General features: G+C 63.7%; 29 protein-coding genes. 27 read left to right on the forward strand and 2 right to left on the reverse strand.

What is annotated here, in order from left to right; translation table 11 throughout:
- The first annotated feature begins 13 nt into the window (after positions 1–13).
- The 25 genes from ACSVDO_RS06175 (at position 14) to ACSVDO_RS06295 (ending at position 20,394) form a co-directional block, all read left to right on the forward strand.
- Entirely contained in the window at positions 14–226 is a 213-nt protein-coding gene (locus tag ACSVDO_RS06175) for a hypothetical protein (RefSeq protein ID WP_489595370.1), read from the forward strand.
- Positions 223–465, forward strand: a complete 243-nt coding sequence (locus tag ACSVDO_RS06180; RefSeq protein ID WP_489595371.1) for a hypothetical protein — start codon at positions 223–225, stop codon at positions 463–465. The genes ACSVDO_RS06175 and ACSVDO_RS06180 overlap by 4 nt, the downstream gene beginning before the upstream one ends.
- 24 nt (positions 466–489) lie before the next feature.
- Entirely contained in the window at positions 490–1,014 is a 525-nt protein-coding gene (locus ACSVDO_RS06185) for a terminase small subunit-like protein (protein ID WP_489595372.1), read from the forward strand.
- The gene (locus ACSVDO_RS06190) at positions 1,001–2,275 is read left to right on the forward strand and encodes a terminase large subunit domain-containing protein (RefSeq protein ID WP_489595374.1); all 1,275 of its coding nucleotides are present in this window, start codon (positions 1,001–1,003) and stop codon (positions 2,273–2,275) included. The genes ACSVDO_RS06185 and ACSVDO_RS06190 overlap by 14 nt, the downstream gene beginning before the upstream one ends.
- A 7-nt stretch (positions 2,276–2,282) precedes the next feature.
- The gene (locus tag ACSVDO_RS06195; RefSeq protein WP_489595376.1) at positions 2,283–3,650 is read left to right on the forward strand and encodes a DUF4055 domain-containing protein; all 1,368 of its coding nucleotides are present in this window, start codon (positions 2,283–2,285) and stop codon (positions 3,648–3,650) included.
- On the forward strand, positions 3,650–4,759 hold the full coding sequence (locus ACSVDO_RS06200; protein ID WP_489595377.1) for a putative phage head morphogenesis protein: 1,110 nt from the start codon (positions 3,650–3,652) through the stop codon (positions 4,757–4,759). The genes ACSVDO_RS06195 and ACSVDO_RS06200 overlap by 1 nt, the downstream gene beginning before the upstream one ends.
- Before the next feature lie 172 nt (positions 4,760–4,931).
- Positions 4,932–5,234, forward strand: a complete 303-nt coding sequence (locus tag ACSVDO_RS06205; RefSeq protein WP_489595379.1) for a hypothetical protein — start codon at positions 4,932–4,934, stop codon at positions 5,232–5,234.
- A gap of 163 nt (positions 5,235–5,397) precedes the next feature.
- The gene (locus ACSVDO_RS06210; RefSeq protein WP_489595381.1) at positions 5,398–6,126 is read left to right on the forward strand and encodes a DUF6651 domain-containing protein; all 729 of its coding nucleotides are present in this window, start codon (positions 5,398–5,400) and stop codon (positions 6,124–6,126) included.
- Positions 6,127–6,129: 3 nt separating this feature from the next.
- Positions 6,130–7,098, forward strand: a complete 969-nt coding sequence (locus ACSVDO_RS06215; RefSeq protein WP_489595383.1) for a major capsid protein — start codon at positions 6,130–6,132, stop codon at positions 7,096–7,098.
- A gap of 39 nt (positions 7,099–7,137) precedes the next feature.
- Positions 7,138–7,413, forward strand: a complete 276-nt coding sequence (locus ACSVDO_RS06220) for a HeH/LEM domain-containing protein (protein ID WP_489595385.1) — start codon at positions 7,138–7,140, stop codon at positions 7,411–7,413.
- A 2-nt stretch (positions 7,414–7,415) separates the two neighbouring features.
- Entirely contained in the window at positions 7,416–7,832 is a 417-nt protein-coding gene (locus tag ACSVDO_RS06225) for a DnaT-like ssDNA-binding protein (protein WP_489595387.1), read from the forward strand.
- 3 nt (positions 7,833–7,835) lie between these two features.
- Entirely contained in the window at positions 7,836–8,219 is a 384-nt protein-coding gene (locus tag ACSVDO_RS06230) for a hypothetical protein (protein ID WP_489595389.1), read from the forward strand.
- Positions 8,219–8,623: an HK97 gp10 family phage protein gene (locus ACSVDO_RS06235; protein WP_489595390.1), complete on the forward strand. Its 405-nt coding sequence runs from the start codon at positions 8,219–8,221 to the stop codon at positions 8,621–8,623. Before ACSVDO_RS06230 ends, ACSVDO_RS06235 begins: the two co-directional genes overlap by 1 nt.
- Positions 8,620–9,027: a DUF4128 domain-containing protein gene (locus ACSVDO_RS06240; protein ID WP_489595392.1), complete on the forward strand. Its 408-nt coding sequence runs from the start codon at positions 8,620–8,622 to the stop codon at positions 9,025–9,027. The genes ACSVDO_RS06235 and ACSVDO_RS06240 overlap by 4 nt, the downstream gene beginning before the upstream one ends.
- A 104-nt stretch (positions 9,028–9,131) precedes the next feature.
- A complete protein-coding gene (locus tag ACSVDO_RS06245; protein WP_489595393.1) occupies positions 9,132–9,779 on the forward strand; it encodes a phage tail tube protein in 648 nt (215 codons plus the stop codon).
- Positions 9,780–9,910: 131 nt separating this feature from the next.
- Complete coding sequence (locus ACSVDO_RS06250) at positions 9,911–10,324, forward strand: phage tail assembly chaperone (RefSeq protein ID WP_489595395.1); 414 nt, start codon at positions 9,911–9,913, stop codon at positions 10,322–10,324.
- 89 nt (positions 10,325–10,413) lie between these two features.
- The gene (locus ACSVDO_RS06255) at positions 10,414–10,656 is read left to right on the forward strand and encodes a DUF1799 domain-containing protein (RefSeq protein WP_489596344.1); all 243 of its coding nucleotides are present in this window, start codon (positions 10,414–10,416) and stop codon (positions 10,654–10,656) included.
- A 45-nt stretch (positions 10,657–10,701) separates the two neighbouring features.
- Positions 10,702–10,911, forward strand: coding sequence for a hypothetical protein (locus ACSVDO_RS06260; RefSeq protein WP_489595396.1), 210 nt, complete (start codon positions 10,702–10,704; stop codon positions 10,909–10,911).
- A gap of 103 nt (positions 10,912–11,014) precedes the next feature.
- Positions 11,015–16,504, forward strand: coding sequence for a tape measure protein (locus ACSVDO_RS06265; protein WP_489595398.1), 5,490 nt, complete (start codon positions 11,015–11,017; stop codon positions 16,502–16,504).
- Positions 16,501–17,436 carry a hypothetical protein gene (locus tag ACSVDO_RS06270; RefSeq protein WP_489592897.1) on the forward strand — a complete coding sequence of 312 codons (936 nt, stop codon included), beginning with the start codon at positions 16,501–16,503 and terminating at the stop codon, positions 17,434–17,436. Before ACSVDO_RS06265 ends, ACSVDO_RS06270 begins: the two co-directional genes overlap by 4 nt.
- A complete protein-coding gene (locus ACSVDO_RS06275; RefSeq protein WP_489592895.1) occupies positions 17,433–18,575 on the forward strand; it encodes a glycine-rich domain-containing protein in 1,143 nt (380 codons plus the stop codon). Before ACSVDO_RS06270 ends, ACSVDO_RS06275 begins: the two co-directional genes overlap by 4 nt.
- A gap of 2 nt (positions 18,576–18,577) precedes the next feature.
- Positions 18,578–18,991 (forward strand): hypothetical protein, encoded by a 414-nt coding sequence (locus ACSVDO_RS06280; protein ID WP_489595400.1) that lies wholly within the window; start codon positions 18,578–18,580, stop codon positions 18,989–18,991.
- Between the two features lie 61 nt (positions 18,992–19,052).
- Positions 19,053–19,460 (forward strand): phage holin family protein, encoded by a 408-nt coding sequence (locus ACSVDO_RS06285; RefSeq protein WP_489595401.1) that lies wholly within the window; start codon positions 19,053–19,055, stop codon positions 19,458–19,460.
- Positions 19,457–19,882 carry a glycoside hydrolase family protein gene (locus tag ACSVDO_RS06290; protein WP_489595402.1) on the forward strand — a complete coding sequence of 142 codons (426 nt, stop codon included), beginning with the start codon at positions 19,457–19,459 and terminating at the stop codon, positions 19,880–19,882. The genes ACSVDO_RS06285 and ACSVDO_RS06290 overlap by 4 nt, the downstream gene beginning before the upstream one ends.
- Positions 19,879–20,394 (forward strand): DUF2514 family protein, encoded by a 516-nt coding sequence (locus ACSVDO_RS06295; RefSeq protein WP_489595404.1) that lies wholly within the window; start codon positions 19,879–19,881, stop codon positions 20,392–20,394. Before ACSVDO_RS06290 ends, ACSVDO_RS06295 begins: the two co-directional genes overlap by 4 nt.
- Before the next feature lie 10 nt (positions 20,395–20,404).
- Here ACSVDO_RS06295 and ACSVDO_RS06300 read toward each other — a convergent pair whose 3' ends face one another.
- Positions 20,405–21,682 carry a tyrosine-type recombinase/integrase gene (locus tag ACSVDO_RS06300; protein ID WP_489595406.1) on the reverse strand — a complete coding sequence of 426 codons (1,278 nt, stop codon included), beginning with the start codon at positions 21,680–21,682 and terminating at the stop codon, positions 20,405–20,407.
- A gap of 405 nt (positions 21,683–22,087) precedes the next feature.
- On the opposite strand from ACSVDO_RS06300, the gene ACSVDO_RS06305 reads away from it, so the two are divergent.
- Positions 22,088–22,723 (forward strand): YbhB/YbcL family Raf kinase inhibitor-like protein, encoded by a 636-nt coding sequence (locus ACSVDO_RS06305; protein WP_489595407.1) that lies wholly within the window; start codon positions 22,088–22,090, stop codon positions 22,721–22,723.
- Here the strand turns inward: ACSVDO_RS06305 and ACSVDO_RS06310 are convergent.
- On the reverse strand, positions 22,690–24,084 hold the full coding sequence (locus ACSVDO_RS06310) for an amidase (protein ID WP_489595409.1): 1,395 nt from the start codon (positions 24,082–24,084) through the stop codon (positions 22,690–22,692). The genes ACSVDO_RS06305 and ACSVDO_RS06310 overlap by 34 nt on opposite strands.
- Before the next feature lie 241 nt (positions 24,085–24,325).
- On the opposite strand from ACSVDO_RS06310, the gene ACSVDO_RS06315 reads away from it, so the two are divergent.
- Positions 24,326–24,862 carry a nuclear transport factor 2 family protein gene (locus ACSVDO_RS06315; RefSeq protein WP_332535123.1) on the forward strand — a complete coding sequence of 179 codons (537 nt, stop codon included), beginning with the start codon at positions 24,326–24,328 and terminating at the stop codon, positions 24,860–24,862.
- Positions 24,863–24,880: the final 18 nt, after the last annotated feature.

Genomic DNA, 24,880 nt, shown 5'->3' on the forward strand with positions numbered 1-24,880 from the left:
TCCGGAGGTCCACATGGCCGCTACCCCTGCCATCCTCTCGCCGATCAATGCCTTGGTCGCAGCAATCCACGCCGTGCAACCTTCGGTACTGCTTGGCGGCGTGGTGGTCAAGACGAACCATCCGAGCGAGTTGGAGACGGTGAGCGTCACCTTCGTTCTTTCTCCGGAGCTGATCGGGGCCTGGGGTAAGGAATGCGCAAAGATCGGCATGGAGGCTCGGCTGTGAAAGTTCGACACATCCGCAAGCGCGCGCAAGGCCGAACCAAGCGGCGCCACGCCTTTCTGTGGGCCTGGAAGGGAGTGGAGCGGCTGTCTGCCGCGACCATGGCGCTCATGGAGATGGTCAAGGGCTTCGAAGCCATTCGTGATGCGCTGGGCCGCATCGACTGGGAGCGGCTGAAGCTTGACCCGGGCGCCCCGCCGCCGTTCGCGCCAAAAGCCCAGCAATGGGCCGGGACAGCATAAGCCAGAAGATTGAAAGGGCCTGCCATGGCAACAAAACCGGCAAAAGGCAAGCCGGTTGCCAGGGGGGTGACAGGCAGGCCATCGAGCTACACGAAGGCCGCGGCCGACCGAATCTGCGAGCGTCTTGCTGAAGGTGAAAGTCTTCGCTCTATCTGCTCGGGCGAGAAGATGCCGAATAAGGCAACCGTTTTTCGCTGGCTGCGCAGTCATGATTCTTTCCGCGACCAGTACGCGCGCGCACGCGAGGCGCAGGCAGACGCGATGGTGGATGAAATTCTGGACATCGCTGACGAGGAATGCACCAAGGTCAAGGCTGACAAGCACCCGCGCGCTGACGCGGACGATGACGGCATGGTCGAGGTGGTGTTTGACGCGGTGGCCGTGCAGCGCAACAAGCTGCGCATTGACGCTCGCAAGTGGCTGGCCGGGAAGCTGAGGCCGAAGGTGTACGGCGACAAGATCGAGCCCGAAGACGAGGATGCTCCACCAACCCCTGTCAAGGTGGTTGTTCAGGTCAAGGACGCGAGGGCCGACGATGCCGACGCTTAACGTGCCGCAATCGCGGTTCCTGGCCCTGCCGCACAAGTACCGCGCTTTTGTCGCGGGTTTTGGCTCGGGGAAGACCTGGGTAGGGTGTGCAGGCCTGTGCCGGCATGCCTGGGAGTTCCCGCGCGTCAACGCCGGCTACTTCGCGCCGAGTTTTCCGCAGATCCGCGACATCTTCTACCCAACGGTGGAGGAAGTGGCCCACGACTGGGGCCTGCGGGTCGAGATCATGGAGGCCAACAAGGAGGTGCACTTCTACTCGGGCAAGCAGTACCGCACGACGGTCATCTGCCGCTCGATGGACAGGCCGCAGGCCATTGTGGGCTTCAAGATCGGGCACGCCCTGGTCGACGAGCTCGATGTGATGGCCGCGGCCAAGGCTGAGCAGGCATGGCGCAAGATCATCGCCCGTATGCGCTACAAGGCGGACGGGCTGAAGAACGGCGTGGATGTGACGACGACCCCCGAGGGGTTCAAGTTCACCTATCAGCAGTTTGTGAAGGCGCTGCGGGACAAGCCCTCGCTGGTCAACCTGTACGGGCTCATCCAGGCCAGCACCTACGACAACGCCAAGAACCTGCCGGCCGACTACATCCCGTCGCTGTACGACAGCTATCCCAAGCAGCTGATCGACGCCTACCTGCGCGGGTTGTTCGTCAACCTCATGTCGGGCAGCGTCTACCCGGACTTTGACCGGGTGCTGAACCACAGCTTTGAGTCGATGCAGGAGGCTGAGCCGCTGCTGATCGGCATGGACTTCAACCGCTTACACATGGCCGCCGTGGTCTACGTGCTGCGCGATGGCTTGCCGGTGGCGGTGGATGAGATCACGGACGGTCGGGACACGCCCTACATGGCCCGTCTGTTCAAGGAGCGCTACCGCGACAAGGGTCACGCCGTCACGGTGTACCCCGACGCTTCAGGCCAGAACAGCAGCAGCAAGAACGCCAGCGAGTCCGATCTGTCGATCCTGCGTGAGCATGGGCTGACCGTGCGGGTCAACTCGACCAACCCCGCTGTGGCCGACCGCATCAACGCCGTAAACAGCCTGATCCTGAACGGACAGGGCGTCCGGCGCCTGAAGGTCAACACGCTGCGCTGCCCGAAGCTGACCGAGGCACTGGAGCAGCAGTCCTATGACAAGAACGGCCAGCCTGATAAATCAAGCGGCGTGGACCACGTAATCGACGCTGCCGGCTACCCGGTGGCCTACCAGTGGCCCATCGTCAAGCGAGTGGCCCAGGTCCAGCAATTCCGAATGTGAGGCCGCAATGGCATTGAACGTACAAGACCGCGACCCGAAGATGGAGGTGATGTCGGCGCACTGGCCGAAGATCGACGCGCTGCTCGGCGGCACTGCCGCCATGCGGCGCGCCGAGAAGGTCTATTTGCCGCAGCAGCCCAATGAATCGAACGACGACTATGCCTATCGGGTGAAGACCTCGACACTGTTCCCGGCCTTTGAGCGCACCTGCGGCGTCATGGCCGGCAAGCCGTTCTCGAAAGAGCTGACCTTGAACAAGGTGCCAGCCGTGGTCGAGCAGTATCTGGGCGACATTGACGGACAGGGCCGCAGCCTGCACGCATTCGCGTCTGAGGTCTTCACCGAGGCAGCTGTGCAATACGGCTTCGGCGGCATTCTGGTGGACTACACCAAGACGGAGGGCGAGGCCAAGACCATTGCCGACGAGAAGCGCCTGGGCGCGCGGCCCTACTGGGTCTACGTGCGGCACAGCCAGGTGCTGGGCTACAAGGTGGCCAACGTGGGCGGAAAGCTCATGCTCACGCAGCTGCGCATTGCCGAGACTGCGGAAGTCGATGACGGCACCTACGGCACCAAGGCGGTCAACCGCGTGCGCGTGCTGACACCCGGCGCCTGGGAGCTGTGGCAAGAGGGCAGCAAGGCCTATGAGCTGCTGGAGTCGGGCGTTACCTCGCTGGGCTACATCCCGTTCGTGCCGCTGTACGGCATGCGCGAGGCCTTCATGGTGGGCAAGCCCCCTCTGTCTGCGCTGGCTGACCTGAATATCAAACACTGGCAGCACCAGTCCGACCAAGACGACAGCGCGCGGTTCGCGCGCAAGCGCCTGCTGGTGTTCACCGGTGTGACGAACGACGACGCAATCACCATTGCCTCGGACTCTGCCTTGAGACTTCCCCAGAACGCGACGGCAGAAGTGGTGCAGGGCTCCGCCGAGTCCGTGACCGTTGGCCGCACTGAGCTGGAAGCGCTCGAGCAGCAGATGATCCAGACCGGCGCCGAGCTGCTGGTGGCCACGCCCGGCCAGCGCACCGCGACCGAGGCAAGCAACGATGCCGAGGCCAACAAATCGAGCCTGCAGCGGATCGTGGAGAACTTCGAGGACGCCCTTGACCTGGCGCTGCAGTACACCGCCGACTGGCAGAAGGCCGGCAACGGCGGCACGGTGAGCCTGTTCAAGGACTTCGCCGCCGCCACGCTGACCGACGCGAGCGCGCAACTGGTGGTGACGATGGGCCAGTTCGGCCAGATCACCAAGGAGACGGTGCTCAAGGAGATGCAACGCCGCGGCGTGCTGTCGCCTGACCTCGATGTTGAAAACGAGGTCTCCATGGCCAAGGAAGTCGAGCCCAGCCTGGGGAACGCAGGAGCTGAATAATGGAATCGGTCAACGACCTGCTGCAAGACGAGTCGATCCGGCATCAGGTCGCACTGCAGGGCTACAGCACTGGCGTGGTGCAGCGCATCATGGCCGTGCTGAACCGCTCGGATGCGCGCCTGGCCGCCGAGCTTGCCCAGCTGCTGGAGAGCATGTCGCCCACGACGTTCAAGATGGAGCGCTTGGAGAGCCTGCTATCCAGCGTGCGCAGCCTGTCGACCGCAGCCTATGACCAGATGGGCAAGGCGCTCACCGATGAGCTGCGCGAGTTTGTGGCCTACGAGGTGAGCTATCAGCATCAGATGCTGGTCTCGCATGTCCCGGTGGCCGTGCATGTCGCCGCGGTAAGCGCTGAGTCGGTCTATGCCGCTGCGCTGGCCCGGCCATTCCAGGGCGTGCTGCTCAAGAACGTCTGGAGCGATCTGGAGGCGCAGAAGTTCAAGAAGGTGCGCCAGTCGATCGCGCAGGGCTACGTCGAGGGCAAAACCACCGACCAGATCATTCGCGAGCTGCGCGGCACGCGGGCCAAGGGCTACGAGGACGGCTTGATCCAGCGCGACCGACGCGATGTCGAGGCCGTCGTGCGCACCGCGCTGGGCCATACGGCTGGCATGGCGCAGGATCGGGTCATGGAGGCCAACACCGATCTGCTCAAGGCGCTGCAGTGGAGCTCCACGCTCGACCTGCGCACCTCGGCGCCGTGCCGCATACGCGACCGGCTGCTGTACACGCCAGGCGATCACAAGCCGATAGGGCACAAGGTGCCGTGGCTCGCCGGCCCTGGCCGCCTGCACTGGCGCTGCCGATCCGGCCAGGTGCCGGTGCTCAAGAGCCACAAGGAGCTGGGCATCGACATTCCCGAAATCGTGGTCGATGGCCAGACGCGGGCGAGCCTGGACGGCCAGGTGCCGCGTGACACGACCTATGCCGCCTGGATGCAGAAGCAAAGCGCAGCGCGCCAGGATCAGGTGCTGGGCCCGACACGCGGCAAGCTGCTGCGCCAGGGTAAGCTGGAAATGGCCGAGATGTACACCGCCCGCGGCGAGCTGCTGACCCTTGATGACCTGCGCAAGCGGGACGCCGAGGCTTTCAAGCTGGCGGGCATTTAAGGACTGAACATGGGTGGCTTTGCGCTTGGGGTAATGATCAATCAGCACTTCGACGGCAGCGTGCCATGGTGGGTGTGGGGCGCGCTTGCAGTTGCCATCGCCATATCTGGTGTTTTTTCGTGGCGAGACTACAAGATGGACAGGCGCGGAGGGTTGTAGGCACAATGCGCCGATGACCCTAACCCTTGTTCCACCGACCCCGCCCGACGCCAAGACAGCGCTGGTCGAGCGCGTCAAGGCGATGGACAAGCCTGACGGGGTGCTGCAGTGCAGCAAGTGCGGCGGCCGGCAGACGATGTTCCTGCGCAGCGGCGACCGCATCGAGAACGGCCGGATCAAGCCCGGCACGGTGATTGAGAAGGGCATCTGCCCGCACTGCTGGAAGCGCGGCATAACCGTGGACATGATCCCGGACAAGCCCCGCGAGGCGAAGCCACCCAAGCCGAGGCGCACAAAGCCGAAGCTCATCAAATAACCGAAGCCAGCCCCGCGCTGGCTTTTTCGTTTCCCCGCCCGCCCTGAGCAATCACGGCGGGCTTTTTCATGCCCGAAAACGGCGGATGCCAAGTAAGGCGCACGGGCTGGACAGCCCACAGCACAGGCCGGATGGCCGGAAAGAGTCCCAAATGAAACTGAAGTTGGACGCCAATGGCAACGTGGTCGTACAGGACGGCAAGCCCGTCTACACCAAGGATGACGGCACAGATGTGGCGTTTGACGCGGTGGGCACGACTCAAGCTATCACCCGGCTCAACGGCGAGGCCATGGGCCACCGCGAGCGCGCCGACAAGGCCGAGAAGGCCATCAAGGCCTTTGAAGGCATCGACCCAGCGGCTGCGACCCAGGCGCTGGACACCGTCGCCAAGCTCGATCAGAAAAAGCTGATAGACGCCGGCGAGGTGGACAAGGTTCGCCAAGAGATCACCGCCAACTGGCAGGGCAAGCTGACCGAGGCTGAAAAGCGCGAGCAGGCCCTGCAGCAGCAGCTGCATGGTGAGCTGATCGGCGGCAACTTCGCCCGGTCCAAGGTGGTCGCTGAAAAGCTGGCCATTCCTGCCGACCTGGCGCAAGCAGCCTTCGGCAGCGCCTTCAAGGTCGAAGACGGCCGGGTGGTGGCCTACGACAAGCAGGGCCAGAAGATTTACAGCGCATCGAACCCCAGCGAGCTGGCCGGTTTCGATGAGGCGCTGGATTCTCTGGTCAACGCCTACCCTAACAAAGACCAGATCCTTCGCGGCACCGGTGCCTCGGGCTCTGGCGCTTCAGGTTCGTCTGGTGGCTCGCAACCACCCCGCGGTGATTTCGGCGGCGACCGCGCAGCCCGCACCACCGCAATTGCCAACCGCTACCCCGAATTGAAAGGCTAAGCCATGTCCCTCTCTCAAATGCAAGTGTTCAATCAGTACATCATGCCGGCGACCATCGAGACGCTGGGCCAGATGATTGACAAGTTCAACGGCGCCTCCAACGGCACCATCCGCCTGACCACGGGCGGCTTCGATGGCGACTTCCTGCAGGAATCGTTCTTCCAGGCGATCCACACGGCCCAGCGCCGCGTGAGCCGCTACGGCGCCAACGGCGATGCCACCCCTACCGATCTGACCCAGCTCAAGCACTCGAGCGTGAAGATTGCTGGCGGCTTCGGCCCAATCCGCTTCGAGCCATCGCAGCTGACCTGGCTGAACAAGCCGACCGCCGAGGGCATCGAAGTCGCATCGCGCAACTTCGCCGAGGCGCTGCTGGCTGACCAGCTGAACACCTCCATCCTGGCCTTGCGCGCCGCCATTGCGAATCAAGCTGGCGTGACCGTCGATGTTTCGGCAACGGCTGGCGTGACGTACCCGGCCCTGAACAACGCCCACGCCAAGTTCGGCGACCGTTCGGGCGACATCGCCGCCAACATCATGACCGGCGCCGTGTATCACAAGCTGATCGGCCAGAACCTGGCCAATGCTGCCCAGCTGTTCCAGGCGGGCAATGTGCGCGTGGTGGACATTCTGGGCAAGGCTGTCGTGGTGACCGACGCGCCAGCGCTGTACGTGGCCGGTACGCCCAACAAGGAATATGTCCTGGGCCTGGCCGAGGGCGCGGCCACGGTGCACGACGCGGGCGATGTGATCTCCAACATCCAGACGACCAACGGCAAGGAGCGCATCGAAACCACGATGCAGGTGGACTACACCTTCGGCCTGGGCCTGAAGGGCTACACCTGGGACGAAGCCAACGGCGGCAAGTCGCCGAGCAATGCCGCCCTGGGCACCGGCTCCAACTGGGACAAGGTCGCATCCGACATCAAGCACACCGCAGGCGTTGTCCTGATCGGTGACGCGGCCAAGTAAACCACGGGGGCTTCGGCCCCTGTCCTTTTGGAGCTATCCATGACCAAAGACAAACCGATCCACTACGAGCCGCACCCGGTCAGCCCCGAGCGTAAGGCTGAGCTGGTCGCCAAGGGCGTGCGCATCATCGATGCCGTGTTCGCTCCTGCCGGCTACGAAAACCCGGACGAGGATGGTGGCCCCGGCGAACCCGAGGGCGCCAAGAAGGCCGCCACAGTGGCAGAGCTGCGTGAAGCGCTGACCGGCAAGGGCGTCCAAGTGCCCGAGGGCGCCAAGAAGGCCGACCTGCAGGCCCTGCTGGACGCGGCGGCCTGACCATGGCGCTGATCGTTGCCCCGGCTGAGGGCTATGACAGCCTGGTGACCCTGGCCGAGGCTGCGGCGTATGCGGAGAAGTTCGGGCACGTGTGGCCTGCGGCAGAGCCGGCCCAAGAGGTCGCACTGCGCCGCGCCAGCCAGTACGTCCTGAGCAACTACGCCATTGACCCCCAGTACCTCGACCCAGTGGCCCAAAAGGTCAAGGACGCGTGCTGCGAGGCCGCATGGCGCGCCGCCAAGGGTGAGCTGTTCAAGGACACGGACGGTCGGATCATGACCGAGCAGACCGCGGACGTCATCACCACCAAGTGGGCCGAGGGCTCGCAAGGCGGCGTGAAGCGCATCACGGTGATCGACGCGCTGCTGCGCGGGCTGACCGTGGGCAGCTCGATGAACATCAAACTGATCCGAGGCTGACCCATGGCAATCGACTACGACGAAATCGCAGCGAGCGCCCTGGAGGCCATCGCCGAAGCAGGGCAGGAGGTCATCGTGCACAAGAAGTTGCCGCCCGACCCCAGTGCCCCGTTTGTGCCCGGCCAGCCGGTCACGCCCGCCGTGGTGGACTATCCCGGCATCGGCGCACTCTTCGGCTACAAGCAGCGCGACATCGACGGCACCAAGATCATGGCCGGCGACCAGCGGCTGCTTCTAGCGCCGCAGATCGAAACCGTGCCTGACACCTCCTGCACGGTGACGGCGATGCACCTGGGCAAGCTGACGACCTTCAGCGTGAAGGACGTCGGCGCAGTCGGGCCTGCGGGCCGGGCAGTGCTCTACAAGCTACAGCTGCGAGGTGCGTGATGGGCTTCGCTGCTGACCTCAAGAAGCTGTGCGACGCCGCGGGCGACAAGGCCGAGCTGGTCGTGCGCCGCGCCGCGCGGAATGTGGGCGGGCAGATGGTCGACGGCTCGCCTGTCGACAAAGGCCGCTTCAAGTCCAACTGGATGACCGCGGTAGGTGCATCCCTGGATGCATCCACCACCGAGGAAATCGACAAGTCGGGGGCATCCTCCATGGGCCGCATGGCCGCAAAGCTGGACGCCTGGCAGCCGGGGCAAACGATCTTCATCACCAACTCGCTGCCGTATGCGAAGCCTTTGGAGTTCGGCCACTCGAAGCAGGCCCCTGCCGGGGTCGTGCGGCTGGCAGTCCAGAACTTCACAGCAGCGGTGGCGAAAGCCGCCAAGGAGGTCAAGGGCACATGAGCATTACAGCCATCGAGACGGCGCTGGAGCAAAAGCTACTGGCTGTCGATGACCTGCCGGCCATCGCATGGGAAGACGTCGACTACAAGCCCACGACCGGCCAGCCATACCTGAAGGTGCACCACCTGCACAACAACCCGCGCGACTTGTTCTTGGAGCGCGGTCTGGCCGAGCTGCCCGGCATCTTCCAGGTCAGCGTGCTGTACCCGGCAGGGCGCGGCAAGGTCGAGGCGAAGCAGCTGGCCGAACGAATCGCCGACGCCTTCGCGCCCGTCCAGATGCTGCCGGCCGGCAATCACCGCGTCGACCTGCTTGACACACCTGCCATCGCATCCGGCTTCCCCGATGACGAGGGCTGGTATGTCGTGCCGGTCTCCATCCGCTGGCAGGCCTTCCCGGTGTAGCCAGCGCCACATCACCACCCACCGCCTTCGGGCGGTTTTTTTGTGCCCGAAAGGGCGTTTCTTGACCCGCTTCGGCGGGTTTTTCGCTTTCGAAAGGGCCAATCATGGCACGTACACCCACCGGCACCATCCACTCGGTCGCCACCCTCTTGGCCGCGGTCAAGACCATCACAGCCATCACCAACGCTGCGGAGGCCTCCGTGTCGTGCGTGGCGCACGGCTTCAGCGTCGGTGACATCGTCGTCGTCTACTCTGGCTGGGGCCGGCTGAACTTCCGCGCCTTCCGCATCAAGAGCGTCACCACCGACGCATTCGTGCTCGAAGGCGCCAACACCACCAACACGGAGCTGTTCACCCCGGGCGGCGGCGTGGGCACCGTCCGCAAGGTGTCGACCTGGGTGGATCTGGACCGCACTATGAACCACGGCTCCAGCGGCGGCGACGCCAAGACCGTGAACGTCAAGTTCATCGAGTCGGATGTGGAAATCGTGCTGAACGATGGCTTCAACGCCGTGCAGCGCACTTTCGACATGGACGCCGACATGATCGGCACGCCGGCCTACGAAGCACTCAAGATGCTGTCGGACACCAACGCCGACACCGTGGTGCGCCGCCGCGCCAAGACCGGCGCCGTCTCGTTGATCCCCGCAAAGATCGCGTTCAACGAAGAAGAAACGCTGACCGAAGGCCAGGCCGTGACGGTCAAGGGCTCGATCAACGCCCAGAACGTCAGCACGCGCTACGCCGCCTGACCACCGCCCGCCGCCTGGCGGTTTTCGCTTTGCCCGCGTGGGCACCTATTGCACCGACGCAGCCGCTTCGCTCCTTTCAGCGGGGGCGGGTGGCTGCGCACGGGCTTTCTTCCCGCTGAAAGAAATCAATCATGTCCAAGACCCAAAAATCCGTTCCCGCCTTCAGCCTCAAGACCCTGGGCGGCGGATCGCCCACCTTCGACCTGCCCGTGTCTATTGCCCGCCGCGATGGCGATGATCTGTCCATCACCCTCGAGGTCAAGGGCCTGCGCAAGTCCGCTTGGGCCGCCCATCGTGATGAGCACCTGGCCGCATTGCGTGCCGAAGGCAAGGCCGTGGATGCCGAATTCAGCTTCGCTGTGCAGGTGGGCTCGGGCGTGAAGGAGCATGCAGACCTGATCGTCAAGGCCGCGCTCGGCTGGGATCTGCAAGACCCTCTCACCGCCGACAACATCGTTGAGCTCGAGGACCTGGTGCCCGGCTCGATCCAGGCCATCCTTACCAAGATCGACATTGCTCTGTTCCAGGGTCGCCTGGGAAACTGAAGGCCATCGCCCGCGCGCTGTTCGAGCCCCCCATCACCGAAGCTGAGGCCAGGTCGGAGGGGTTCGAGCTGGAGGACTACACCACGGAAATCGTAGAGGTCTGGCCCGACAACGAGCCAGCCCTTGAGATTTTCCGGCGCGTTGGCACAAAGTGGAAGCTGCCGGCCATGGGCGGCACGCCGGTCGGCCTGCAGTGGGAGTGTATCTATCCGCTGATGGACCGGCTCAAGCTAGACGACGACGCCTGGACCGCTCTGTATGACGACCTGACTGTCATGGAGTGGGAGGCGACGGACGTCATGCGGGAGTTCGCGCCGAAGCCCGAAAAGTGAATGCCGCCCTGGTTTGGTACGATCCGCTTCATTACAGGAGGGGATATGCGATATATCGTTTTTATCGGCGCAGTGATCGGCGCGCTTTGCCTTCTGGCATCGTTTTTCATGCCAGGTGCGCCGCAGCAAGCAGCAATGGCCGGGATGGCCTGTGCGTTCGCCATTATTCCGTACGTCCTTTTCCGAGTCGGCGCCACTGCTGATGAGGAAGACCAGCGGAAGCAAATCATTGAACTGCTGAAGCAAAAGCAGTAGCCGCAAGTCGCCACCAGCGACTGCAGATCACCAAGCCTCGGCCTAGCCGGGGCTTTTTTTATGGGCTCGCCGTTGGCGGGCCTTTTTCGTTTAAGGGCCGCTTATGACGGATATTGCAAACATCGGCGTTGCCATGCAAACCGATGGCATCGAGCGCGGCATCAAATCGCTTGATGTGCTGGCCGCAGCGGGGCCGAAGGTCGAGAAGGCGATGGCAGGCGTTGAGGGCGCAGCCACCAAAACCGGGAAATCTCTCAAATCCTTGGGCGAAGGCTCGGCCAAGGGCCTTGATGAGGTGGGCCGGAGCGCACCCAAGGCCGCTGATGGCGTCGGCCGCGTCGCCAAGTCTGCGGATGATGCTAAGCGTGCGCTGGCGGGTATCAACACCTCTGTCGCCAGCTTCAGCCAAGTCTCGTCCGCAGCCACCCAGTCGGCGCGCGGCATGGCCGGTTTCAGCACAAGCATCCAGGCGTCGCAAAAGAGCTTGATCGACATGCAGACTCAGATGCGCGCCGCTTCTGCCTCGGTTGCGCAAATGGGCTCTATCTTGACTTCGGCACTGCCGTCGCTTCAAGCGGCGGCCAAGGCTCAGGTCGACGCAGCAAAAAGCGCCGCAGACATGGGCGCGGCCTTTCGTTCGGCCGGCGATCAGATGAAGGGCTATGGAGTCTCCGTACAGCAGGCTACCGCCGCCAGCAAGCAGGGGAGTGCTGGGGCGGCCGAAGCATTTAGCCTTCTGCGCACAGCCATGGTCGCCGTCGCATCGGTCTCGGTCGTGAAGCAGTTTGCCACTATGGCAGACACGATGACCAACATCGAGTCGCGTCTGAAGCTGGTCACGAGCAGCACCAACCAGCTGGCCGCAGCACAAAGCAGCCTGTTCGCTATCGCGCAAAGCTCTCGAGTTGGGTATGCCGATTTGGCTGACACCTATGCGCAGATGGCACGAGCGACCAAGGAACTCGGCGTCTCCCAAAAGGACATGCTGGCGGTCACGCAGACCATCAGCCAGGCGCTCACCATTTCAGGCGGCTCTGCATCCTCTGCTCAGGCGGCGCTCGTGCAGCTGTCTCAAGGCTTTGCCTCCGGCACGTTGCGCGGCGAAGAGCTGAACTCCATTTTGGAGCAGACGCCGCGTCTGGCCCAGGCTATCGCGCAAGGTCTCGGGGTTGGCACTGGGGCGTTGCGCAAGATGGGGGCCGAGGGTGAATTGACGGCCCAAAAGGTGGTCGCTGCGTTACAGAAGTCGGCCCCGGCAGTGGCGGCAGAGTTCGCGCAGATGAGCGCGACGATTGAACAATCCACGACGCAAGCTAGCAACAGCGTGCTGAGTCTAGTTGGCACCGTGGACAAGATCACAGGCGCGTCTGCGGCTGCTGCGGGCGGCATCTCGAAATTCTCGGCAAACGTGGATTCTCTGAATGCTCAGATCAAGACCATGTCGGCCACAAACGGCCTATCCGACTTCTTTTTGGCCGCCTTCAATACCGATAAGCGCCTGAATGACGAGTTGGCGGTTAGCAAGAAAGAGCTGGCTGCCTTGAGCGCCCGCTTGGAGCTGGCGCCACAAAACATCTACCTCCGATCGGCGACGGTCGATGCTCAGAACTTGGTCAACAAGTTGATTGAGGCTCAGGCTCGGTTAAAGGCGCTCAACGGGGAGGGAGCAAACGCGGCTACTGGCGGGATTGATGTTGGCGCCTTCCCGTCGCGCGGGAGCCAGGCCGGCTACCAAAAGGAGTTTGAAGCGGCTCAGCAAGGATTGCTGTCGATCACGGCTAAACAGGATGGCATTACGAAAGAGTTCACAGAAACTCTTGGTGCTTACGCTGCTGCGCTGAAGGTCGGCGCCATGACGGAAAAGGAATACGCCGCGGCCGTCACCGAGGCCAACAAAAAGCGCTACGAGGGCACAGAAGCCGGGAAGGACGCGGCAAAGCAGTCCAGGGCCGGCGCCGGCGCGGCCAAGTCCGCTAATCAGGAATTGGAAAAGCAAGCCTCCCTGCTCGCCGAGCTTTCAGGCCTTTCCAGCAGCTTCTATAAAGACTGGGATAGCCTCAACAAGCAATATGCCCAGGGTCGAATTTCGATCAAGGGGCTTGAGGAGGCTCAAGCGGCATTGCTGGCGAAGCAGCCAGCGATGGTGGCCCTGGCCAAGGAAGAGGCGGAAGTCTCAAAGGCCCGGGTGAAGGCCTGGGAAGAAGAGGTCAAGAGCTGGCAGAAGCAGGTCGAAGAGCGCAACAAGGCAGCAGAATCGGCCGAAGATGCGCTGCTTAAGGCTCGCGAAGAAGAGCGGGCTCACGCGCTTGCGGCTGCCGCGAACATCACGCTTGCAGAGGCTGTCGCGCGGCTGACATTGGCGCGCGCCGAAGACAACTACCAGAAGGCTCTTTCCAAGGGGAGTGATGGCGAGACTCTGCTGGCTCTCCAGCGCGAGAAGGATGCGCGCCGAGGGCTGGTGGAGGTCATGCAGCAGAAGGGCGTTCGCGAGGCCAACGAAAAAGCGGCTGAAGCGATTTCCAAGGATTGGGAGAAGACCTCCCAGCTGATCGGCGATACGCTGTCCGACTACATCATGGGCGGCGGAAAGGACGCGGCCCAGTACCTGAAGCGCCTGTTCGCGACCCTGGTGCTTCAGCCTATTGTGCAGACGGCGGTTGGCAACCTGCTTGGTGTTGGGTCGGCATCTGCCTCCAATGAATCAGGCGGCGGAGGGATTGGGAATATCCTGGGCATTGGTAAAGCGGCCAATAGCGCGCTCAACTCTCCGATGCTGTCGAACTTTGGGCTTGGCCTTGGCAATAACATCAACCAACTCGGAGGAAAGCTGTTCAATAACGGCATGGAAACCGTTGGTGAAAGTCTTATTGACCTTGGCGATGTGATATCAGAGTATTCCGACACAATCAATTTGGCCGGGAGCGCGATAGGATATGGCAAGGCCATCTATGACCTCACTCAGGGGAAGTATCTTTCGGCAGTTGGAACCGGTGTAGGTCAGTGGTTTGGCGGACCGATTGGCGCAGCCCTTGGCTCAGCAATTGGCGGAATGCTAGATGGAGTTTTTGCAGGAGATTCTGGCACTATGCATATGGGTGCCGGCGCGATCTACAGCAAGTCTGCCGGCCTGCAGACTGGCGCAGGCATCTATAACCAGGGCACGTTCGGCCTGGGCCACCCTGATGAGTACAGCGAGGCCATGCAATCTGGCGCCAGCGAGATAGCTAAGGGTCTCGCACAGACCCTCGATGCCTTCTCTGTAGCATTCGGCAAGACGGCCGGCTACAGCGTAGCCACCGCCTTTGCAGACGACTCGAGCAAGGACGGCGCTTGGGGTTCGCTGAAGATCGCTGATGAGGTCGGCAAGGTTCTCGTGGACTGGGGAATGAACCGCGAGAGCAAGTGGGCGCCACGCGAGTTCGCAGACGGCGAGGCCGGCTACAAGGAGTACCTGAACGCCGTAGCGGTCGACGTGAAAAACGCGTTCGTGGCCATGGACCTGCCGGCCTGGGCCGACCAGATCCTGACCGCAGCGACCGACATCGACACGCTCAACACGGCGCTGCAGCAGATCGCCACCGTGAAATCGGTGTTCGACGGCCTGGGCAAGACCATGGGCATGTTTGCAGACCTCTCCGGAGATTTGCAGACTCAACTGCTGGCCGCCTCTGGCGGCGTCGAGGCACTGGGCACCAACGCAGGTGCGTTCTATCAAAGCTTCTACAGCGAGGGCGATCGCGCGCAAACGCAACGCGAGTTGCAGATGGGCGCGCTGGGTGACATGGGCCTGTATATCGATCCTTTCCAGGGCGATGCTGCAAAGGAGATGTTCCGGCTGACGGTGGAAGAGGCCATGGCTTCGGGGCAGGTGGCTTTGGCAGGGAAGCTCCTGGCCATGTCGGCATCGTTCGCGGAGACCGCTGATTACGGCCAAACCCTTCTGGACGCGACCGCGACAGCGGCCAAGGATGCGGCGCAAGAAGCGGCGGCCGCGGCGACATCGTGGACGGGTCTGGGCAAGGTGCTGGCGATGTTCTCCGGCCTCTCGGCCGAGGTGCAGTCGGGTCTGGTGACGGCCTCTGGTGGCATGGACCCGCTTGTCAGCAATGTGGATGCCTTCAACCAAGGCTTCTACAGTGAGGGCGAGCGGGCGCTGAGCCAGCGTGCGCAGCAGATGGCTGCCCTTGCTGAAATGGGGCTGTACATCGATCCGGCCGAAGGCGACAAGGCGAAGGAGCTGTTCCGCAGCACGGTCGAAGGGGCGATGGCATCGGGCCAGACCGAGCTGGCAGCCAAGCTGCTGGCGATGTCCGGTGCTTTTGCCTCGACGGCCGACTACGGGCAGCAGGTGTTCGAGGACATGGAAGCCGCGGCGAAATCCGCTGCCGAAGTGGCCGCGCAGACTGCCGCCCAGTCCATGTCCGGCGCCTGGTCGAACTTCGGCACGATGGCGGGCCTGGCCGCGCAGTACACCGGCAACACGTCGGGCCTGTCGCAGCAGCTGGGCGTCGTGCAGGGCAGCTATGCCAATGCGACAACCACTGACGGCCGCGTGGCGGCGCTGCAGCAGATCATCAACCTTGAGCAGGGGCTGTGGAATGGTCAGCAGGCAGCGCGCCAAGCAGAGGCAGCAGCGGCGACGGCGCGGGCCAATGCGGCGCGCGAGCAGGTCAACGCGGCAAAGCAGCTGCTGAGCGCAGCGCAGGGCCTGGGCAGCTACGCCAAGTCCCTGGCCTTCAGCGAGGCATCTGGGCTGGGAGAGGCTGAGCGCCTGGCAGCGCTGGACAGCGAGCGCCGCGACTTGCTTGCAAAGGCTCGCGCCGGCGACACCGGTGCGATGCAAGACCTGCAGGGCGTCACGGGCAACTACTTGACCTTGGCGCAGCAGATGGCGGTGAGCCAGCAGGACTACTCGGTTCTGTCGGGCCGGATCGCCGCAGAGCTTGCGGCCACGGCGGCCATACAGGAAGCCTCGGCATCCAGCCAGGTGAGCCAGCTCGAGCGCCAGATTGCCGCGGCGGAGTCGGTTGCATCCAGCTCCGCAGAGCAGTTCAAGGTCAGCGCGGCGACGCAGAAGCTGATTGATGACCTGCTGGTGGAGTCGGCCACGGCCTTCGAAACCGAGGCAACGCTGACGCAGAAGCTGATCGACCAGGGCAGCTTGACGGTGGAGGTGCTGAAAGGCCTTCCCGCTGAGCTGTCCGGCGCCATCGGCGCATCGCTGATTCCCGCTATTACCGGCCTGGCCGGCGCGGTGCTTGATTCGGTGCGCATGGACGGCTCGCACGCTGGCGGCTTGAGCTATGTGCCGTTTGACGGGTACAGGGCAGAGCTGCACATGGGTGAGCGCGTGCTGACGGCGGCCGAGAACAGGTCGTTCCGCATGCCGATGCCGGTCGCACCAATCCAGCAGTCCAACAAGGATCTGGAGTTGAAGGTGGAGCAACTGGAGGCTCAGATGGGGCGTATGGCGGACGCGACCGAGAAGCTGCTTGACATCACGGATCGCGTTTCTGCGGACGGCAATGCCAATGCAACCGAAATCATGAACGTCAAGGAGCTTGCAAAAGCAATCGCGGAGGCTATGGCATGACAAAGGGCAGCGCAATGCTGCTCCTGCCAAACCAAATCACGGCGGCAATGATCACAACGGGCACTTCGGTGCCCGTTGTCGATTCTGCGCGTGGTGAGGTCGCATGGAGCATCGGCACGGCCTACACGGGCGTGGAAACCAAGATCAACGACGGAGGGAAATTGTGGGCCGCTGTGGCCGCGAGCACCGGCGTGAAGCCGGGCACCGACACGACCAAGTGGCGCGAGACCGGGCCCAGCAATCGCATGGCGGCGTTTGACGACAAGCTCAGCACCAAGAGCATTGGCGCGGGCGAGCTGAAGCTGGTCATCAAGCCTGGGTTCTTCAACGGCTTGGCGCTCTATGGCTTGGTCGGCGAGCAGCTGGAAATCACGCTGCGCAACACCCCGGGCGGCACGATCATTTACCAGTGGATCGGCGACATGTTCGAGCAGCCTTTCGGCTTGTTCGAGTACCTCTACATGCCGCTGCGCCAGATCACCAAGCGCCTGGCCGCCGATCTCGCAATGGGCACCGATGCCGAGTTGACCGTCCGGATCACGGCTGCCGGCAGCGGGGTCTGCGGCGTTGGCATGGTGGTTTGCGGCTTCTGGGAAACGCTGCTTGGGACGGGCGAGTTCGGCGGCGTCGAGTACGGCGCATCAGCCGAAATCAAGACCTACAGCTACATCAAAACCGAGGAAGACGGCTCGACCTCGATCGTGCCACGGGCGTCGGCGACGAACATCAATTGCAGCGTCGTCATTGACGCGGATCAGGCCAACAAGGCGGCGGACGTCCTGACGCAGGTCTTGGCGAAGCCTGTGGCCATCGTCCTGAGCGGCCTGCCGCGCTACGAGTACCTCAACACGTTCGGCCTGATCTCCGGGAACGTCACGGCTGACACCTGGCGCACGGCAAAACTTCAAATTACAGGCAAGGGCTACATATGACCGACATCGTTCCGGTTCCTGCGGGCATCCATTCGACGGAGTTCCCGACGAACGCAGATCGCACCGCAGGAACGTTCAACCCGAAGGTGGTGGCCTGGGGCGACTCGACGCGCGCGCAATCGGTGCGCGATCGTGAGATTGCCTTGACCGCGTACACAAACGCAGTGGCCGCTTATGAAGCGGCGCTGGCGGCCGGCGAGTCTGAGGAGCAGGCGGCTACGTCAGCGCTCGAAGCCTTCAACGAGGCAAACCGAAGTCACATTGAGGCGAATCGATCCGAGGCTGGTGCGGCGAGCGCTTGGGCTGCTGCAGCAGCAGCCGGCGCTGCGGCTGGCTTGCCTTCGATGGTGGGCAAGGCTGGCAAGGCGCTGGTGGTGAAGCCCGATGAGACTGGCGTCGAATGGGGGGATGTGGTCAATGCTCGCGGCTCGCAGGAATACACAGCGTCGCAGACCATTCCCAAGTCCCTTTTCGGCACGGCCACCTATGTGCTTGTTGAGCTTTTGGGGGGCAGCGCATCTGGCGGAGCTTCCGCTGGAACGTCCGGCACGACCAGTGCGGCTGGCGGTGAAGGCGGCTCATACGCGTCTCGTGTTATCCGCGTTGCCGATCTGGCGACAAACACAACATTGACCATCGGCGCTGGCGGAATCGCCGTGTCCGCGACTGCTACATCTGGGGCGGGCGTCAGGGTCAGGGGAAACAACGGGGGGAATTCCAGCTTCGGAGGTCTAGTCGCCTATGGCGGGTTGGCTGCTTCTGCACAGTACCCCTCTGCGGCTCCATCGAACTCTGCCGGTGGCGCAAACGGCGGCGCTGGGGGTGGGGAGGGAGCCGTGCCTCCAGCCTCTGATCCAAATACTCGGTTCATGGGCGGCCCTGGTGGCGATTCGTCCATGGGCGGCGGTGGCGGCGGCGGTGGAACAGACGGTAATTTCGCTTCGTGGAGAACTGCAGGGGTTTCACTGACCGCTGGCAATGGAGGTGCAGGTAAAGATGTCACGGTCACTGGACAAACCGGAAACCCTGGTGTCATCCCTTCTGGCGGCGGAGGGGGCATCCGGTTGCAGGCCGCAGCTGGATCTTCGTGCACATCTGGCTCTGGCGCACGCGGCCAAGCACGACTCACATGGTGGTAAGCATGGCAAAAACATACGCAATCATTGAAAGCGGCGTCGTCGCAAACATGGCTCTGGCTACCGAGGCGCTGGAGGCCAACTGGGTGCTGGCGACTGCTGGCGTTGCCATCGGTTGGCTGCATGACGGCGCTGCATTCAGTCCGCCGCCCGCGCCTGAGCCGCAGCCCGATCCAGTGCCGCATTCCTGCACCCGCCGCCAGGGCCTTCTGGCGTTGCTGGCCTACGGACATCGTCGCGCTGACATCGAGACGCTGATTGCCGCAATGCCTGACGAGATAGATCGCGAGGAAGCGCTGATCGAGTACGAGGCAGGGACGTGGGAGCGTTCGAACTCGTTCCTGCAGCAGATGTGGGCAGCACTCGGCGGCGCGCCCGAGCAGCTCGATGACCTGTTCCGAATGGCGGTCACGCTTTGACCGGCGCCGCTCCACCCGCACCCGCTACGGCGGGTTTTTTTACGCCCGAACGGAATAGCTGATGCGCATATTTATCGCAATCCTTGTCTCGCTGCACCTGCTGGTGCCCATCGGCGTATGGGCTCAGTCGGTTGTCAAGACGCCCCTCAGCTACTCGCTGCAGGAATACGGAATCGTGCTGGGGACGGCCTTGCTCGGCGGGCTCGCGTCGTGGTGGATGAAAGTCCGCCGCGGGGAGATCCTGGCCTGGAATCTCTCGTCGCTGATTGGCGAGCTCTGTGTGAGCGCCTTTGCCGGCCTGGTGGCGTTCTGGCTCTGCGAATACTTCACCCTCAACCCGCTGCTTACCTCGGCCATCGTCGGAATGAGTGGCCACGCTGGCGCCAAGGGGCTGATCTGGGTCGAGTCTGCGGGCCAGAAGGTGCTCGAGAAGAAGCTGGGAATCGATCAAGAAAAGGAGGCTCCATGAAGGCAGAACTGACAAAGCAACTGCGCCGCGATGAGGGTGAGGTGCTGAGCGCCTACGCCGACCACCTGGGCTATTTGACGATCGGCGTGGGCCGCATGATCGACAAGCGCAAGGGCGGCGGCATCACGCTGGAAGAATCCGCTTACCTGCTGAGCAACGACATCGACAAGCGCCAGGCCGAGCTGCTGCGCCGCGCGCCGTGGATGGCCCAGCTCGACCCGGTGCGCTTTGGCGTCTTGCTGAACATGGCGTTCCAGATGGGTGTCGACGGGCTGCTTGGCTTCAAGAATACCCTGTCCATGGTGAAGGCGGGCGACTACTCGGGCGCTGCGGCCGGCATGCTGCACAGCAAGTGGGCCACGCAGACCCCGGCACGCGCGCAGCGCCTGTCCAAGCAAATGAGTTCGGGGGTGTGGCAATGATCGCGCAAATCAAAGCCTACGCCTGGCAGCTGCTGGCCGTACTGCTCGCTGGCTTGGTGCTGGCCCAGACCCTGCGCCTGCATGCGGCCCAGCTCGATGCGGCAAACACTCGCACCGCGACCGCAAACACCCTGCGCACCATTGCCGACCTCACCGCCAAGGCGGCGCAGGCCGTGCGCGACCGTGAAACCCAGTGGGCCGAGGCCCAGGAGAAAAGCGCCGATGAAACCAAAGCTCAAATTACTACTGCGCGCGCCGATGCTGATGATGCTCGCCGCGCTGGCGACCGCCTGCAGCAGCGTGTCGCCGCCCTTGTCGCCTCAGCCCGTGCCGCCGCCGCGAATCCCGGCGCTGAGCCCACTGTCGCGCCAGCCGGCGATCCCATCGGAGTGCTTGCCGACGTGTTCAGCCGCGCTGACAAGCGAGCGGGAATCCTGGCTGAATACGCCGACGCTGCCCGCATTGCCGGGGCCGGGTGCGAGCGAGACTATGACGCGCTGACGGCGCCGTAGAGCTGCACACTCACGCAACTCGCCTCAGCTGCACCACCTTGCCCGACGTAGTGCTGGGCGGAGGTAGCCCCTTTTCGCACGCCAGCAGGAAGTCGGCCCACATGGACAGGGCCCGGCGGCGCTCCGGGATTTCTTCGCGCACGTCGTAGATACCTTCCATGCCCTTGAGCTTGTGATTGAGCGCGATCTCAGAAATCTCGCGCGACACTCCCATGTTCCTCAGGTGCCCCTTGGCCGTGCTGCGGGTGTCGTGCGGCGTGAAGGTCTGGATATCGAAGTCACCTCGCTCGAACGCCCGGCGTATCGCGGCCCACAGCGTGGTGCGGCCGACGTGGGTGTCTCCCAGCTTCGCAACGCGGTCTGCGCGTCGCGCTGGCAGCAGATATTGAGAGTCACCCGCCAGCGTCATCAGCTCTTGCACCCACTCGATCACAGCCGGCGCAAGGGGCACCAAAAACCCTGATCGGGTTTTTACGCTCTCATCCGGCACCCACCATGTCCCGCGGTCGAGGTCGAAGTCGGATTTCTTGGCTTTGACCAGCTCGATGCCTCGCACGCAGGTGGCCAGCAAGATCAGCAGTGCCAAGGCGTTCTCTCGGCCGATGAAGTCGATCCCCTTGAGCAGAGCGCGCAGGTCTTCGACGGTCAGCATCTTGCGCACCTTGGTGGCAGGGCGTTTTCCCATCAAGGCGGAGAGCTTGATCCCCGTGCAGGGGTTGGCCCCGACAATGGTCAAGCCGCATGCATGGTCAAACAGCTTGGAGATTGAGGTGAGTAGGCGCTTGGTCATTGTCCATGTGCGCTGGCTTTCCTTGAGGGTGTGCACCACGTCGATAGATGTGATGCGCCTCACCTGCCAGGCGCCGAGCTTGGGCAGGACGACCTGGGCAATGTCTGCCTCCCGGTAATAGATAGTGTCTTCAGCGTAGTTGGCGAGCGTGAGCGCCTTTGCGCGATAGTCGGCCACCAGCTCGGCCATGGTCCAGCTCTGCATGTCGCGCGTCTTGCTTTCGCGCTTGAGGGCTGACGGATCGGCTCCGCTGTCGATCTGCACGCGCAACGCGCGCGCACGCTCGCGCGCAGCCGACAAGGAAATGTCCGGGTAGTTCCCGATCGTGACCTCCTTGCGCCGGCCGCCTGGCAGGCGGAAGCGCAGCACCCACGATGCAGTGCCCGCAGCGGAAAGAGTGAAGGTCAGGCCATCGCCATCGGACTTGGCCAAGGCTTCGCCGGCAGCGATGAGGCGGCGCAGCTGCAGGTCGTTGAGAAGGTTGGTTTTCTTTGCCATTGGTCGCCAAGTGGGTAGCTAGTCCACCCGGCTACCCACCTAGCTACCCGTAAAACGGGCGCCAGACTGATCCAGGGTGAGACATTCTGAGCCGATCGTACCTTGCAAATCAAAGGGTTGGTGCATCGGCTGATACGAATTGAGAAGCCCTGAAACAGCAATGAAAAGTGCACGTCGCTATCTGCATATCTAAAAACTTTCTGTATTTCATGCGGGTGGCAGGAGGGCGGACCGCAGGCTATCCAGGCATTTTCTCCCAGAACGCCGGTGGGTCGCGCCCGGACCGGCCGCATGCGCCGGCCTTTGGCAAATTGCCTGGGCATTTGTATTGCCTGGCCCTGTGGTGTGGATACGATGGTCGGGCACCTGCATGTGCAGGTTCGACTTTCAAAGGACTTTTATCCCATGCAACTGACCAGCCAAAGTTTCCAGGACGGCCAGCCGATTCCCGGCGAATTCGCTTTCGGCGTTCCCGACGCCGCCGCCCATGTGGCGCTGTCCGCGAACCGCAATCCGCAGCTCGCGTGGAGCGATGTGCCCGCAGGCACGCAATCATTTGTCGTGGTCTGCCATGATCCCGATGTGCCCAGCCGCGGCGACGATGTGAACCAGGAGGGCCGCGAAGTGCCCGCGACGCTGGCGCGCGTCGACTTCTTCCACTGGCTGCTGCTCGATATTCCCGCCGGCACCACGCAAATTGCCGCGGGCGCGCATTCGAACGGCGTCACGCCGCGCGGCAAGCCCGGCCCGGCGGCGCCCGAAGGCCTGCGCCATGGCATCAATGACTACACCAGCTGGTTTGCCGGCGACGAGGCGATGAAAGGCGACTACTACGGTTACGACGGCCCTTGCCCGCCGTGGAACGACACGCTGGTGCACCACTACGTGTTCACGGTCTATGCGCTGGCCACGCCCAGCCTGGCCGTCGAAGGCGCGCTGACCGGCGACAACGTGCTGGCGGCGCTGGCGTCGGCCCCGGTGCTGGGCCGGGCCAGCCTGACCGGGCTTTACAGCCTCAATCCTGCAGTGACCGCGGGCTGAGGCGCCTGACAGGGCAGGGCGCGCGCCTGGCCTTGCTGCTGCGCGGCCTGCTGCAATACCGGGTGCACGGTTTTTGCCAGCGCCAGAAGTGCGCGCTCCGTGCCCAGGTTGCCCACCAGTTGCAGGCCCACGGGCATGCCGTTCGGGCCCAGCAGGCCTGGTACGTTCACGCTAGGAAGGCCCAGCAATGTCCAGACGCGGCTGAACACCGGATCGCCCGTGGCGTCCAGCCCGCAGGGCGCCTCGCCCGGTGCCGCTGGCACCACCAATGCATCGATGTCCTGCAGCATGGCGGCCGCTGCCTGCCGGCCGCGGGCCGCGAAGTCGAGCGCCTCGCGGTATTCCTGCGCGCCAATCGCGCGCCCGCGCGCGGCGAGTTCGCGGATATGCAGGCTCAGCGCGTCACCGTGGCGCGCAATGTCGTCGGCCAGCGCGCGCGCCGCTTCATGGGCCATCACGGTCTTCTGGGCTTCGATCAATGGAGCGTATTCCGGCGCCAGACCGGTCTCGACGATCTCCACGCCGGCCCTGGCCAGGCATTGCACCCCGGCCTCCCAGGCCTGTTGCCCCGACGTGTCGGCATAGGACCATTCATGCGTGCGCCAGACGCCCAGGCGCAGGCCAGACGCGGCCCGCGCCGGCAGCGCAGCGTAGGGGATGCCGGCCAGCGCCGCGCGCACCAGTTCGAGATCGTCGGCGTCGTTTGCCAGCCAGCCCACCGTGTCCAGCGATTCGCTGAACGGCTTGGCGCCGCGCGTCGAGACGCTCGCATGGCTGGGCTTGAGCGCGAAGACGCCGCAGTACGAGGCCGGCCGGATCAGCGAGCCCGCAGTCTGGCTGCCAAATGCCACGGGCACCATGCCGCTGGCGACCGCCGCCGCCGAGCCGCTTGACGATCCGCCCGGCGTGCGCCGCGTATCCCAGGGGTTGGCGGTCGGGCCTGGCGCGAAATAGGCGAATTCGGTGCTGACCGTCTTGCCGGCCACGATGCCGCCCGCGCTGCGCAGCGCGGCAACCACGTCGGCATCGGCGCCGGGGCGGTGGCTGGCATAGACCGCGCTGCCATAGCCGGTGGGCATGTCCTGGGTATCGAAGATGTCCTTGACGGCGACGGGTACGCCCGCCAGCGGGCCCGCGGGCCGGCCCTCGGCCAGCGCCTGGTCCAGCGCGCTCGCCTGGCGCAGCACCTGCGCTGCGTCGAGATGCTGCCAGGCGTGTATTGCCGGCTCGGCCTGCGACACGCGTTCGAGAAATTCGGTGGCAACCTGCTGCGCGGTCTGCCGGCCTTCGAGCAGGGCGCTGCGCGTCGCTACGGCGGAGGGTGCGCGGGCGACCAGTGAGTCGGGGCCTGGATGCTGCATATTCAGTCCTTTCGTTTAAAGTACATGATTATGGTTGTTGTTTTGCGCCGTCGCGATATGCGGCTTTCTTTTGCGCCATCAATGCACTGTGCAGTGGGGTTTGTGGCTTGCTGGCGACATCCTTGGCGAAGTCGAAGGAATCCGATGGATTGAAAATTATATGATTTCGGATATAGTTTGCAAAAAGCCGGTTCCGCCACAGGAATCCCCCGACCCACGATGAACAAGGAAGAAGTGCCGCATGCCTTTGCAGCAAAGAGTCAATGAGCTGGAAGCGAGGATTCGCCAGCTTGAATCCGCGGGCCGCATCCGGGCGCTGGTGACGCGCTACATGCAGCTGTGCGACCAGCTCGACGCGGCCACGCCGCTCGACGAGCTCGCCGGTCTCTTCACCGAGGACGCGGTCTGGGAAGGCAAGGGCGCGCGCTACGCGGCGAGCTTCGGCGGCTGGCGCGGGCGCGCGGCGATTGCCGACATGTTCCGCAGCTACATGCGCACGCCCGCGCATTTCGCGCTCAACGTCCACTTCCTGTGCTCCGAGCAGATCGACGTCGACGCCGACGCGCGCCATGCCCGCGCCAGCTGGGTCATGCTGCAGACCTCCACCTTTGCCAGCGGCGCCTCGCACCTCAACGCTGCGCAGTTGCAGCTCGCGCTGCGCGTGGACGCAGGTCAGTGGCGCATTGCCCATTTCCAGACTCACAACCTTTTCAGCCGCCCCACGGGCGCCTGGAACGACGCGGCCGAGCTGCCCGTGCCCGCCGCCCACCTTTCCTAGACCCCCACCCCACCTGCA

This window comes from Comamonas sp. DB36 (genome assembly GCF_057914905.1).

Excerpts from the sequence above, each read along its gene's own strand:
- ACSVDO_RS06175 (WP_489595370.1), top strand. The coding sequence starts at position 14 with ATGGCCGCTACCCCTGCCATCCTCTCGCCGATCAATGCCTTGGTCGCA.
- ACSVDO_RS06185 (WP_489595372.1), top strand. The coding sequence starts at position 490 with ATGGCAACAAAACCGGCAAAAGGCAAGCCGGTTGCCAGGGGGGTGACA.
- ACSVDO_RS06190 (WP_489595374.1), top strand. The coding sequence starts at position 1,001 with ATGCCGACGCTTAACGTGCCGCAATCGCGGTTCCTGGCCCTGCCGCAC.
- ACSVDO_RS06195 (WP_489595376.1), top strand. The coding sequence starts at position 2,283 with ATGGCATTGAACGTACAAGACCGCGACCCGAAGATGGAGGTGATGTCG.
- ACSVDO_RS06200 (WP_489595377.1), top strand. The coding sequence starts at position 3,650 with ATGGAATCGGTCAACGACCTGCTGCAAGACGAGTCGATCCGGCATCAG.
- ACSVDO_RS06205 (WP_489595379.1), top strand. The coding sequence starts at position 4,932 with ATGACCCTAACCCTTGTTCCACCGACCCCGCCCGACGCCAAGACAGCG.
- ACSVDO_RS06215 (WP_489595383.1), top strand. The coding sequence starts at position 6,130 with ATGTCCCTCTCTCAAATGCAAGTGTTCAATCAGTACATCATGCCGGCG.
- ACSVDO_RS06220 (WP_489595385.1), top strand. The coding sequence starts at position 7,138 with ATGACCAAAGACAAACCGATCCACTACGAGCCGCACCCGGTCAGCCCC.
- ACSVDO_RS06225 (WP_489595387.1), top strand. The coding sequence starts at position 7,416 with ATGGCGCTGATCGTTGCCCCGGCTGAGGGCTATGACAGCCTGGTGACC.
- ACSVDO_RS06230 (WP_489595389.1), top strand. The coding sequence starts at position 7,836 with ATGGCAATCGACTACGACGAAATCGCAGCGAGCGCCCTGGAGGCCATC.
- ACSVDO_RS06235 (WP_489595390.1), top strand. The coding sequence starts at position 8,219 with ATGGGCTTCGCTGCTGACCTCAAGAAGCTGTGCGACGCCGCGGGCGAC.
- ACSVDO_RS06240 (WP_489595392.1), top strand. The coding sequence starts at position 8,620 with ATGAGCATTACAGCCATCGAGACGGCGCTGGAGCAAAAGCTACTGGCT.
- ACSVDO_RS06245 (WP_489595393.1), top strand. The coding sequence starts at position 9,132 with ATGGCACGTACACCCACCGGCACCATCCACTCGGTCGCCACCCTCTTG.
- ACSVDO_RS06250 (WP_489595395.1), top strand. The coding sequence starts at position 9,911 with ATGTCCAAGACCCAAAAATCCGTTCCCGCCTTCAGCCTCAAGACCCTG.
- ACSVDO_RS06260 (WP_489595396.1), top strand. The coding sequence starts at position 10,702 with ATGCGATATATCGTTTTTATCGGCGCAGTGATCGGCGCGCTTTGCCTT.
- ACSVDO_RS06265 (WP_489595398.1), top strand. The coding sequence starts at position 11,015 with ATGACGGATATTGCAAACATCGGCGTTGCCATGCAAACCGATGGCATC.
- ACSVDO_RS06270 (WP_489592897.1), top strand. The coding sequence starts at position 16,501 with ATGACAAAGGGCAGCGCAATGCTGCTCCTGCCAAACCAAATCACGGCG.
- ACSVDO_RS06275 (WP_489592895.1), top strand. The coding sequence starts at position 17,433 with ATGACCGACATCGTTCCGGTTCCTGCGGGCATCCATTCGACGGAGTTC.
- ACSVDO_RS06280 (WP_489595400.1), top strand. The coding sequence starts at position 18,578 with ATGGCAAAAACATACGCAATCATTGAAAGCGGCGTCGTCGCAAACATG.
- ACSVDO_RS06285 (WP_489595401.1), top strand. The coding sequence starts at position 19,053 with ATGCGCATATTTATCGCAATCCTTGTCTCGCTGCACCTGCTGGTGCCC.
- ACSVDO_RS06290 (WP_489595402.1), top strand. The coding sequence starts at position 19,457 with ATGAAGGCAGAACTGACAAAGCAACTGCGCCGCGATGAGGGTGAGGTG.
- ACSVDO_RS06295 (WP_489595404.1), top strand. The coding sequence starts at position 19,879 with ATGATCGCGCAAATCAAAGCCTACGCCTGGCAGCTGCTGGCCGTACTG.
- ACSVDO_RS06300 (WP_489595406.1), bottom strand. The coding sequence starts at position 21,682 with ATGGCAAAGAAAACCAACCTTCTCAACGACCTGCAGCTGCGCCGCCTC.
- ACSVDO_RS06305 (WP_489595407.1), top strand. The coding sequence starts at position 22,088 with ATGCAACTGACCAGCCAAAGTTTCCAGGACGGCCAGCCGATTCCCGGC.
- ACSVDO_RS06310 (WP_489595409.1), bottom strand. The coding sequence starts at position 24,084 with ATGCAGCATCCAGGCCCCGACTCACTGGTCGCCCGCGCACCCTCCGCC.
- ACSVDO_RS06315 (WP_332535123.1), top strand. The coding sequence starts at position 24,326 with ATGCCTTTGCAGCAAAGAGTCAATGAGCTGGAAGCGAGGATTCGCCAG.